Source organism: Pseudomonas sp. NFACC16-2, from assembly GCF_900119205.1.
Classification (GTDB): Bacteria; Pseudomonadota; Gammaproteobacteria; order Pseudomonadales; family Pseudomonadaceae; genus Aquipseudomonas; species Aquipseudomonas fluorescens_Q.
Genome location: NZ_FPIX01000077.1, coordinates 1 through 10753 on the forward strand (window position 1 = coordinate 1; position 10753 = coordinate 10753).

Sequence of the window (10753 nt, forward strand, 5' to 3'; positions counted from 1 at the left end):
GGGCGTGTTGTTGGGCTACAACTTGTTGCGCTATCAGATGGTGGAAATGAGTCGCCACTGTCCTGGCATTTACCCGTGCGAAATGAGCTTCACCGCCTGCACTTGGGCGATTCTCGGGTTTATCAACAGCGTCTCCGCCGACCGTTCCGGGAACATCCCCAAGTATTTGGCCGAGCTTCATGCTTCAGCGCCGCACTACGTGCTGCCGCATCGACGTGAGGAGCGCGTTTATCCTCGGGCGATTCGGCTGAAATCACCGAAATATCCGATCAGAAATAGAAATGCCAGTCAGCTTAACTGACTGGCATTAGCCTTCGGGCCGTTTTTTTTGCCCGTATTTCAAACAAGCATAACGGTGCCAGGAGAACACAATTGTGGCGAGGGGATTTATCCCCGCAGGGCTGCGGAGCAGCCCTTTGATTGCAGCTTTCGATGAACCTGACACACTGCAGAGCTGGCTTTGGGGGCTGCTTCGCAGCCCAACGGGGATAAATCCCCTCGCCACATATAACTCCCCTTCACATTGGATTTTTCGGGGCGAACAAAAAATCGACAGATCGCTGTAACGCTTTCCCCCCTCCCTTCTCTAGTTCAGCAGACCGGCGCTGACGCCGGTTCATTTCCCTGAATGACTGGAGAATCATCATGACTGCTTCGACCCGCACCCTGTCCGCCACCGCCCTGATCCTGGCCCTGGGTTCTGCCCTGAGCATGACAGCCGTCTCGACCGTCCACGCTGCCGACGACACCATGGAAAAATGCTTCGGCGTTGCCCTCAAAGGCAAGAACGACTGCGCCGCCGGCGCCGGCACCACCTGCGCCGGTACGGCAAAAATGGATTATCAGGGCAACTCCTGGAAATCGGTACCCAAAGGCACTTGCACCACCACCAAAAGCGAAACCTCCCCGACTGGTTTCGGCCAGCTCGAAGCGTTCAAAGCCAAGTCCTGATCGCATCTACCTGAGGCCTCTGCCACCATGTTGAATACCCCATCCCTCGCCACTGATAACCGGCTACCGCCAAGGGCAGGGCTGGGGCTCAAGAGCGAGCATTTTCGTGAGGTGCTCCAGGCCCGACCGGACCTGGGCTTTTTCGAAGTGCACGCGGAAAACTACATGGTGGCCGGCGGGCCGCTTCATCACTTCCTGGGGCGGATACGCGAACAGTACCCGCTGTCGCTGCACGGCGTCGGCCTGTCGATCGGTGGGGAGGGGCCGCTGGATGTCGCGCATTTGCGGCGCCTGGCTGCATTGATCGACCGCTATCAGCCCCAATCCTTTTCCGAACACCTGGCCTGGTCCAGCCACGGCCCGGTGTTCCTCAATGACTTGCTCCCCCTGGCCTACGACGAAGCGACCCTCGACCGCGTCTGCGAACACGTCGACCAGGTGCAATCCAGCCTCAAACGTACGCTGCTGCTGGAGAATCCGGCGACCTACCTGGCGTTCGAAGCTTCGACACTCGACGAGCCGCACTTCATGAGCGAAGTCATTCGTCGCACCGGCTGCGGCCTGCTGCTGGATGTGAACAACGTCTACGTTTCGTGCGTCAACCATTGCCGCGATCCACTGGCCTACCTCGACGCCCTGCCCCTGCAAGCGACCGGCGAAATCCATCTGGCCGGTTTTGCCGAAGACACCGACAGCCTTGGCGAGCGCCTGTTGATAGACGACCACGGCGCGCCAATCGATAACGCAGTCTGGCAACTGTACCTCAAGGTTCTGGCGCAGATCGGGCCGGTAGCCACCTTGATCGAGCGCGACAACCACATCCCCCCATGGGAGGTGCTGCTGGCCGAAGCGCGCCAGGCCGATCAGCTTTTAAATGCCGTTGGAGCCCGATCATGAGCGACCAGTGCACATTCGCCGCCGCCCTGCTCGACCCGCGCAAGGCTTGCCCCCCCGGCCTGCTCAGCACCAACGGCGCCGACCCGCAGAGTCGCTTCGCGGTGTACCGCAACAACGTGCTCAGCTCATTGATCAACGCCCTGGCCGACAATTACCCGGTGGCGGCGCAACTGGTGGGCGAGGAATTTTTCCGAGGCATGGCCGGGGTCTATGTCCAGTCGGCGCCACCGCGAAGTCCGGTGATGAACGACTACGGGGATGATTTTGCCGGCTTCATCGAACGCTTCGAACCCGCCGCCTGCGTACCGTACCTGGCGGATGTCGCCCGACTGGAGCGGCTGCACGTGCAGGCCTGGCATGCCGCCGACGCCGAGCCCATGGCCGCAGAACGGATCGTCGAGGTGCTGTCGTCCGCCACACAGACAAAGCACCTGAAGATCGGTCTGCACCCGTCACTGCGGCTGCTGCACTCGCCCTTCGCCGTGGTGACGATCTGGGCCGCCCATCAGCACGAGACACCCGTGCCGTTCGAGGCGTTTTCTGCGCAAAACGCCTTGGTGCTGCGCAACGGCCTCGACGTGCAAGTGTTCGCGATCAATCACGCGGCCCACGGGTTCATCACCGCCCTGCAACAGGGGCTGTCCCTGGCCACTGCCATTGAAGCCTCAATCGACCTCGACCTGGAACAGACCCTGGCGGGGCTCATTCGTCACAGCGCTATCACTCACCTCCTAGCTGAACAGGTATCCCCATGAACGCCCTGATTGCCGGTTTCATTCAATGGCTGGAGAAAATCCCCCACAGCCTGATCGCCTTCATCGCGCGATTCTCGATTGCCGCGGTGTTCTGGAAATCCGGCCAGACCAAAATCGAAGGATTGGCCATCGACCTGGTCGACGGCACCTTCCAGATCGGTCTGCCGCGGCTGGCGGACTCGACCATACCCCTGTTCAAAAGCGAATACGCCCTGCCGCTGCTGTCGCCGGAACTGGCTGCGCACCTGGCGGCCTCTGCCGAGCATGTATTTCCGGTGCTGATCCTGCTTGGCCTGGCGACGCGCTTTTCAGCGCTGGCCTTGCTGGGAATGACCTTGACCATCCAACTGTTCGTCTACCCGGACGCCTACCCGACCCATGGTACCTGGGCCGCGGTCTTGCTCTACCTGATGGCGCGCGGACCGGGGGTACTGTCCATCGACCACCTGATTGCCAAGCGTTACGCCCACTGACTGAGATTGAAAATCTCCTGTGGGAGCGAGCTTGCTCGCGATAGCGGTGGGTCAGCTTGCACAAATACCGGATGACCAACGCCTTCGCGAGCAAGCTCCCACAGGGATCTGGACAGGTCGAAACATCCAAGCCACCCACAGGGATTGTCCAATGGATGGACTATCGCTGCAGCCGATCCAACGCCTCGCCGCTGCGCTTGAACCAGTCGATCAAATAGTCGGCCAGCACCTGGGTGCGCTTGGGCAATCCCCCCTGGTACGGGTGCACCAGGTACATCGGCATGCGCCGGGTCTGGTAGTCACGCAGCAGCCAATGCAGGCGTCCGTCAGCCAACTCTTCATGCAGCAGATACGACGGCAGCCGGGCGATTCCGGCGCCGGCCAGGGCGGCTTTTTTCAACAGGCTGTAGTGATTGCTGGCGAACGGCCCCGACACCCGTACGCGCAACAATTCGTGTTGCTGGTGGTACAGCCATTCTTCGCGCCCGCTGTAGTGGCTGTTGAGCAGGCAACGGTGTTCGGCCAGGGCCTGGGGCGTCTCGGGTTCGCCATAGTGTTCGAGGTAGGCCGGGCTGGCGCAGGTCATTTCGTGCCACGCCAGCAGTGGCCGGGCCACCAATCGCTCATCGATGGCGGCGTCGGAACGGATCGCCAGGTCGAAGCCATCGCGGGTCAGGTCACGGTAACCGTTGTTGAGCTCCAGCTCGATCTGCACGTTGGGGTACGTGCGAGCGAACTCCATCAGCAAGCCCTCGAAGAAGGTTTCACCCAACGAAACCGGCACCGTCATACGCACCGGCCCGGAAATATCGTCCTTCAACCGAGCCAATGCCTGACGCGCCCTTTCCACCTGCACCAGCAACGCCTGAGCCTGGGGCAGCAACGCCGCCCCTGCCGCCGTGAGGCTCAGGCGCCGCGTAGTGCGTTGCAGCAACACCACCGAAAACCGGTTTTCCAGCAGGCTGATGCGCTTGGACAACTGGCCCTTGCTGCACCCCAACTGCTGGGCCGCCAGGGTGAAACTGCCGGCCTCCATCAACACGGCAAACGCCGCCAGGTCATCCATTTCGCTCATTGGATTGTTTCCAATTGAAAACCAAAGGTTGCCTATTAGCATGATTATCAATGGAAAGAACCCCTCTAGACTGAAAACTCATTCAACCCATTGAGGAACAGCTCATGAAAATCCTGTTGATCGGCGCCAATGGCACCATCGGCTCGGCCATTGATAACGAACTGTCGCCGCGCCACGAAATCATTCGGATCGGCCGCCACAGCGGTGAACTGCAGGTGGATATCAGCGACAGCGCTTCAATCCGCGCCCTGTTCGCAAAGACTGGCGGTTTTGATGCCCTGGTCTGCGCCGCCGGCAACGTCACCTTTGCGCCCCTGGCTGACATGACCGAAGACAGTTTTGCCCTGGGCCTGAAAGACAAGCTGATGGGCCAGGTCAACCTGTTGCTGATCGGCCGCGAATTCGCCAACGACGGTGCCTCCTTCACCTTCACCACCGGCGTACTCAGCCACGACCCGATCAAGAGCGGTGCTTCGGCGGCCCTGGTCAACGGCGCCCTGGACAGTTTCGTGCGCGCCGCGGCAATCGAGTTGCCACGGGGCTTGCGGGTCAACTCGGTGAGCCCGAACGTATTGCTGGAAGCCATGGACAAGTACGCACCTTACTTCCGGGGCTACAAGCCGGTGCCGGCCGTCGATGTTGCATTGGCCTACGCCAAGAGCGTCGAAGGCCTGCAGACCGGCCAGACCTTTCACGTGGGCTAACACCCCTTGTGATGCAGGATCAGTCTGAGTAACGTGGCGGCACTTGTCTGGAGACCCAATGATGCGTGCTGCCCGCTCCCTGCTGTTTGTCGCCCTCCTGCCGCTGTTCACCGGCTGCCAATTGCTCGACGCCCCACGACAGAGCGCCTCCCACGCCGGCCAGACGCGCATGCAGGGCGAGCTCACGGCGGTCGACGGCAAGCTGGTATTCCAGCCATGCCAGGAGCAGCGTCGCTACATCGTCAACGACAGCGGCGACACCAGCGTGCTGCAGCAGGCCGCCAGCCTGGCCGATGACCAGGGCAAACTGTTTGCCGATGTGCGCGGTCGCATCGTCTCCAGCGCAGCGGCCGGCACCGACAGTCAGTTGGACGTTGAACAGCTGTATCGCCTGGAACGCTCGGGAACGGCTTGCGAAGACATTGACTTCAAACGAGTGATCCTGCGCGCCGCAGGACACAGCCCGGAATGGACCCTCAAGGCCAGTGGCAAGGGCCTGGTGCTGGACCGCGAAGGCCAGCCGCCGCTGGCGGTGCCTTACGTCGAGGAGCAATTGGGCGATGGCCGCTTCAACCTGGGCACCGAGGCCAACGGCCAGAAAGTCGAACTCTGGGTCACACCTGCGCGTTGTGTCGACAGTGTCAGCGACAGCGTGCAACACATGAGCGCCGAGTTGCGGGTCAACGGCCAGGTCCAACGCGGCTGCGCCTACTTCGGTGGCGCGCGCGACGACTGATTCACAGCTTTTGGCTTATAATCGCCGGTTCACGCCCTGGTGCAGTTGTGCATCCCGCGAACCGGACCCCGCCATGTTACGAATCACCGAACTCAAGCTGCCGATCGACCACCCCGAAGAAGACCTGCGCCCTGCCATCGTGCAGCGCCTGGGCATCGCCAGCGATGACCTGCTCGACTTCACCCTGTTCAAGCGCAGCTACGACGCGCGTAAGAAATCTTCCGAACTGTGCTTCATCTACACCATCGACCTGACGGTGCGCGATGAAGCCAGCCTGCTGCGCAAGTTCGCCGATGACCGTAACGTCAACGAAGCGCCGGATATCAGTTACAAAGTGGTAGGCCAGGCACCGGCCGACCTGAGCGAGCGGCCGATCGTGGTCGGTTTCGGCCCGTGCGGGATCTTCGCCGCCCTGTTGCTGGCGCAGATGGGCTTCAAGCCGATCATCCTCGAACGCGGCCCGGAAGTGCGCCAGCGCACCAAGGACACCTGGGGCCTGTGGCGCAAAAGCGTGCTCAACCCCGAATCCAACGTGCAGTTCGGTGAAGGCGGCGCCGGGACGTTTTCCGACGGCAAGCTCTACAGCCAGATCAAGGATCCCAAATTCCTTGGCCGCAAGGTCCTGCATGAGTTCGTCAAGGCCGGGGCACCGGAAGAAATCCTCTACGTCAGCAAGCCACACATCGGCACGTTCCGCCTGACAGGCGTGGTGGAAACCATGCGTGAGCAGATTCGCGCCCTGGGCGGTGAAGTACGTTTCCAGCAGCGGGTCACCGATGTGCTGATCGAGGACGGCCAACTGGTCGGCGTCGAGCTGGCCAGCGGCGAACAGATTCATTCGAAACATGTGATCCTTGCCCTGGGCCACAGCGCCCGGGACACCTTCCGCATGCTCCACAGCCGCGGCGTGTACATGGAAGCCAAGCCGTTCTCGGTGGGTTTCCGTATCGAACACCCGCAGTCGCTGATCGACAGCGCGCGCCTGGGCAAGTACGCCGGTCACCCGAAACTTGGCGCCGCCGACTACAAACTTGTGCACCACGCCAAGAACGGTCGTTCGGTGTACAGCTTCTGCATGTGCCCGGGCGGCACCGTGGTAGCCGCGACGTCCGAGCCGAACCGCGTCGTGACCAACGGCATGAGCCAGTACTCGCGCAACGAGCGCAACGCCAACTCCGGTATCGTCGTCGGTATTACCCCGGAAGTGGATTATCCCGGTGGCCCGCTTGCTGGCATCGAGTTGCAGGAACGTCTGGAATCCCACGCGTTTGTGCTCGGTGGCAGCAACTACGAGGCCCCGGCGCAACTGGTGGGTGATTTCATCGCCGGCAAACCGTCAACGGCACTGGGCAGCGTCGAACCTTCCTACAAGCCAGGGGTATCCCTGGGCGACTTGGCCCTGGCCCTGCCAGACTTTGTCATCGAAGCCATCCGCGAAGCCTTGCCGGCGTTCGAGAAACAGATTCGCGGCTACTCGCTGCACGACGCCGTGCTGACCGGCATCGAGACCCGCACCTCATCGCCCCTGCGCATTACCCGCAACGAATCGCTGCAGAGCCTGAACGTCAAGGGCCTGTTCCCGGCCGGTGAAGGCGCCGGTTATGCCGGCGGGATCCTGTCGGCGGGCGTGGACGGGATTCGGATTGCCGAGGCCGTGGCGCGGGATATCCTTGGCCTCGAGGCCTGAGGGGACAATGCTGTTCACTCAGGGCAGCCACAGGCCCAAGTAAATAGCATTACCCTGTGGGAGCTTGCTCGCGATAACGGAGGACCAGTCAACATCTGTGTTGAATGCCAGGCCGCCATCGCGAGCAAGCTCGCTCCCACAAGGGACCTCAGTGATTCAGATATTGGCCCGCAACACACTCTCCGGCAGCGCCTCACCCCGTTCCACACTCGCCGCCACGGCAGCCATCAGCCCACTCAACTCATACCCCTGGGCCTTGAGCCACGCCGGATCGTAATAGGTCGTGGCATAGCGCTCACCGCCGTCACACAGAATCGCCACGATCGACCCCGACTCCCCCGCTTCAACCATCTGCCTCGCGGCGATCAGCGCGCCGATCAGGTTCGTACCACTGGACCCACCGACCCGTCGTCCCAGACGCTCGGCCAGGTAATGCATGGCCGCCAGCGACAAAGCGTCCGGGACCTTGACCATCGCATCGATGACCTTCGGCAAGAACGACGCCTCGACCCGTGGCCTACCGATGCCTTCGATGCGTGAACCGCAATCCAGGCGCAGGCTGGCATCGCCGCTGCGGTAGTAATCGAAGAACACCGACCGCTCGGCGTCGGCACACAGCACGCGGGTGCCATGCTGGCGATAGCGAACATAACGTCCCAAGGTGGCTGTGGTACCGCCGGTGCCGGGGCTGGAAATCAGCCAGCTCGGCTCCGGATGTCGCTCGAAGCGCATCTGCTGGAAGATCGATTCGGCAATGTTGTTATTGGCCCGCCAGTCCGTGGCGCGCTCGGCATAGGTGAACTGGTCGATGAAGTGACCGTCATGTTCACGGGCCAGGCGTTCGGACTCGGCGTAGATCTGCGTAGGATCGTCCACCAGATGGCTCTGGCCACCGTAGAAAGCGATCTGTGCGATTTTTTCCCGGGAGGTGGTCGCCGGCATCACCGCGATAAAGGGCAGGCCGAGCAACCTTGCAAAGTACGCTTCCGAAATGGCTGTCGAGCCGCTGGAAGCCTCGATCACCGGCGCTCCCGGCTTGAGCCAGCCGTTACACAACGCGTAGAGAAACAGCGAACGAGCCAGCCGATGCTTGAGGCTGCCGGTGGGATGGCTGGACTCATCCTTGAAATACAGCTCGATACCCGGCAGGCCAGGCAGCGGCAGGGGAATCAGATGTGTATCGGCACTGCGCTGGAAGTCAGCCTCAATGATGCGAATCGCTTCGCGCGCCCACTGGCGGTGGTCGTTCATGGTGTCCTCTCACTGGCTCGGTTCGACGCGGGGAAACCTGACGGTCATGCAGGCGCGACGTGGTCTCGGAAAAACCAGGCGCAAGCTTAGGAAAAAACCGACATCACGCACAGGTACAGCTAAGGTCCAATATGGTCCATAACTGCCCGACTGCGTGGAGCAAGCGTTGTAACGACATATAACAAAAAAGAATATAACTTTTGTTTTAACAACTAACAGTACGGGTTAGGGTGTGCCATCTTTTTGATTCGATAGGGAGAGCGATCATGCCTCTACGTAATTCCTTGACGCGTTTCTTCCAACTGGAAGCGGCCAGCGGCCTGCTGTTGATCGCCGCCGCCGTGCTGGCCCTGGCCATCAATAATTCGCCGCTCTCCTGGTTGTACAACGGCCTGCTGGACACGCCGGTAGTGGCCCAGGTCGGGGCGCTAAAGATCGCCAAACCGCTGTTGCTGTGGATCAACGACGGCCTGATGGCGATGTTCTTCCTGCTCATCGGCCTCGAAGTCAAACGTGAGGTACTCGACGGGCAACTGTCCAAACCCTCGCAAATCGTCCTGCCGGGTGCGGCGGCGATTGGCGGCATGGTCGTGCCGGCGCTGATCTACTGGTTCCTCAACCGCGACAACCCGGCCGCCCTCGCCGGCTGGGCGATTCCGACGGCCACCGACATCGCGTTCGCCCTCGGCGTGCTCGCCTTGCTCGGCAAGCGGGTGCCGGTGTCGCTCAAGCTGTTCCTGATGACCCTGGCGATCATCGACGACCTGGGCGCCATTATCATCATCGCGATCTTTTACTCCGGCGCCCTGTCCAGCTTGTCGCTCATATTGGCGGCCGCCTGCATCGCCGTGCTGGTGGCGTTGAACCGGATGGGCGTGGTCAAGCTCGGACCCTACATGGTTGTCGGTCTGATTCTGTGGGTCTGCGTGCTCAAGAGCGGTGTCCACGCCACCCTCGCCGGGGTGACCCTGGCGTTCTGCATCCCGCTGCGCACGAAAAACGCCGAGACTTCGCCGCTGCTAACCCTGGAACATGCCCTGCATCCTTGGGTGGCCTACGGCATCCTGCCGCTGTTCGCCTTCGCCAACGCCGGCCTCTCCCTGAGCGGCGTCACCGTCGAAAGCTTCACCCATCATGTGCCAATGGGTATCGCCATCGGCCTGTTGCTGGGCAAGACCGTCGGCGTCTTCGGCCTGACCTGGCTGGCGGTGAAAATCGGCATCGCCAGCCTGCCCCTTGGCGCTAACTGGGGCCAGGTATTGGGGGTGGCGATCCTGTGCGGTATCGGTTTCACCATGAGCCTGTTTGTTGGCTCCCTCGCGTTTGAGCCGGGTGTCAGCGACTATGCGGGCATGGACCGGATGGGGATTCTCACTGGTTCGATACTGGCGGCGTTGTTGGGTTATGCGGTGACGGCGGCGGCCAGTCGCAAGCAGCCCGCATTGCCTGGTTGATCCTTACTTCTGCGTTAGCGTCTTGAGAGCCATGGGAGGTTAAGGAATGGTGTGTATATCCGTTTCTGCGGTAACGGCCACTTATGGTTTCGCTTTTACAGCGACTCACTTTCGAAAAGCGCGAAAGTAAGCAAAGCGCTTCTGCCCCACCACTTGGCACCTCGCGTAGGCTCGGTGTGCCCTCACTCCGGCATTGCTCCGTGGGCCGCCGCGAAGGGCCATCCATGGCCCAGCGCGGCTACCTCGGCATCCATGCCGAGGTGCCCACTGCGCAATGCCTGCGTTCGGCCAGCGTGGTTAATGGGGCGCCGAGATCAACGTCCACCGCGAGGCGGCCTAGTAGCCGACCTGGTTTTGGGTGAACGTGTTTCTCCTGTGGGAGCGAGCTTGCTCGCGATGAGGCCAGCAAGCCCAGCATCCATGTGACTGAACCACCGCCATCGCGAGCAGGCTCGCTCCCACATTCAATCTTCAGCGGACACAAAATTCATATTCAACACAGACCTCCTGTGGGGGCGAGCTTGGTCGCAAAGAGGCCGGTACATCCACATAATCATCGACTGTGACGCCGCCTTCGCGAGCAAGCCCGCTCCAACAGAAGAAACGCGGTCCCACCAAGAACCAGGTCGGCTATAAGGCCGCCTCGCTTCGGCTTTTGATCTGGGGCGCCCCGTTAAACCACGCTGGCCGAACGCAGGTATTGCGCAGTGGGCATCCCGGCATGGATGCCGGGATAGCCGCGCTGGGCCATGGATGGCCCTTCGCGGCGG

10 protein-coding genes and 1 pseudogene are annotated in these 10753 nt (G+C 61.5%); 9 read left to right on the plus strand and 2 right to left on the minus strand.

Going from position 1 to position 10753, the window contains the following annotated elements; translation table 11 throughout:
• The 5 genes and pseudogenes from BT116_RS29720 to BT116_RS29740 all read left to right on the plus strand — a co-directional run.
• Positions 1-301 (plus strand): annotated as a pseudogene (locus tag BT116_RS29720) (IS4 family transposase); the annotation flags it as partial.
• 344 nt (positions 302-645) lie between these two features.
• Entirely contained in the window at positions 646-951 is a 306-nt protein-coding gene (locus tag BT116_RS29725) for a BufA1 family periplasmic bufferin-type metallophore (RefSeq protein WP_072349323.1), read from the plus strand.
• 27 nt (positions 952-978) lie between these two features.
• Positions 979-1848 carry an MNIO family bufferin maturase gene (locus tag BT116_RS29730; protein ID WP_072349325.1) on the plus strand — a complete coding sequence of 290 codons (870 nt, stop codon included), beginning with the start codon at positions 979-981 and terminating at the stop codon, positions 1846-1848.
• On the plus strand, positions 1845-2603 hold the full coding sequence (locus BT116_RS29735; protein ID WP_072349327.1) for an HvfC/BufC N-terminal domain-containing protein: 759 nt from the start codon (positions 1845-1847) through the stop codon (positions 2601-2603). The genes BT116_RS29730 and BT116_RS29735 overlap by 4 nt, the downstream gene beginning before the upstream one ends.
• Complete coding sequence (locus tag BT116_RS29740) at positions 2600-3076, plus strand: DoxX family protein (RefSeq protein ID WP_072349329.1); 477 nt, start codon at positions 2600-2602, stop codon at positions 3074-3076. The genes BT116_RS29735 and BT116_RS29740 overlap by 4 nt, the downstream gene beginning before the upstream one ends.
• Before the next feature lie 160 nt (positions 3077-3236).
• Here the strand turns inward: BT116_RS29740 and BT116_RS29745 are convergent, their stop codons facing one another.
• Positions 3237-4151, minus strand: a complete 915-nt coding sequence (locus BT116_RS29745) for a LysR family transcriptional regulator (protein ID WP_072349331.1) — start codon at positions 4149-4151, stop codon at positions 3237-3239.
• A gap of 104 nt (positions 4152-4255) precedes the next feature.
• Between BT116_RS29745 and BT116_RS29750 the strand changes: the two genes are divergently transcribed.
• The 3 genes from BT116_RS29750 to BT116_RS29760 all read left to right on the plus strand — a co-directional run bounded on the left by BT116_RS29750 (position 4256) and on the right by BT116_RS29760 (position 7278).
• Positions 4256-4855 (plus strand): short chain dehydrogenase, encoded by a 600-nt coding sequence (locus BT116_RS29750; protein ID WP_072349333.1) that lies wholly within the window; start codon positions 4256-4258, stop codon positions 4853-4855.
• 61 nt (positions 4856-4916) lie between these two features.
• Positions 4917-5591: a COG3650 family protein gene (locus BT116_RS29755; RefSeq protein WP_072349341.1), complete on the plus strand. Its 675-nt coding sequence runs from the start codon at positions 4917-4919 to the stop codon at positions 5589-5591.
• Positions 5592-5664: 73 nt separating this feature from the next.
• Positions 5665-7278 (plus strand): NAD(P)/FAD-dependent oxidoreductase, encoded by a 1614-nt coding sequence (locus BT116_RS29760; protein ID WP_072349335.1) that lies wholly within the window; start codon positions 5665-5667, stop codon positions 7276-7278.
• A 156-nt stretch (positions 7279-7434) separates the two neighbouring features.
• Here BT116_RS29760 and BT116_RS29765 read toward each other — a convergent pair whose 3' ends face one another.
• A complete protein-coding gene (locus BT116_RS29765) occupies positions 7435-8529 on the minus strand; it encodes a PLP-dependent cysteine synthase family protein (RefSeq protein WP_072349337.1) in 1095 nt (364 codons plus the stop codon).
• Positions 8530-8795: 266 nt separating this feature from the next.
• On the opposite strand from BT116_RS29765, the gene nhaA reads away from it, so the two are divergent.
• Positions 8796-9983 carry a Na+/H+ antiporter NhaA gene (nhaA, locus tag BT116_RS29770; protein WP_072349339.1) on the plus strand — a complete coding sequence of 396 codons (1188 nt, stop codon included), beginning with the start codon at positions 8796-8798 and terminating at the stop codon, positions 9981-9983.
• Positions 9984-10753: the final 770 nt, after the last annotated feature.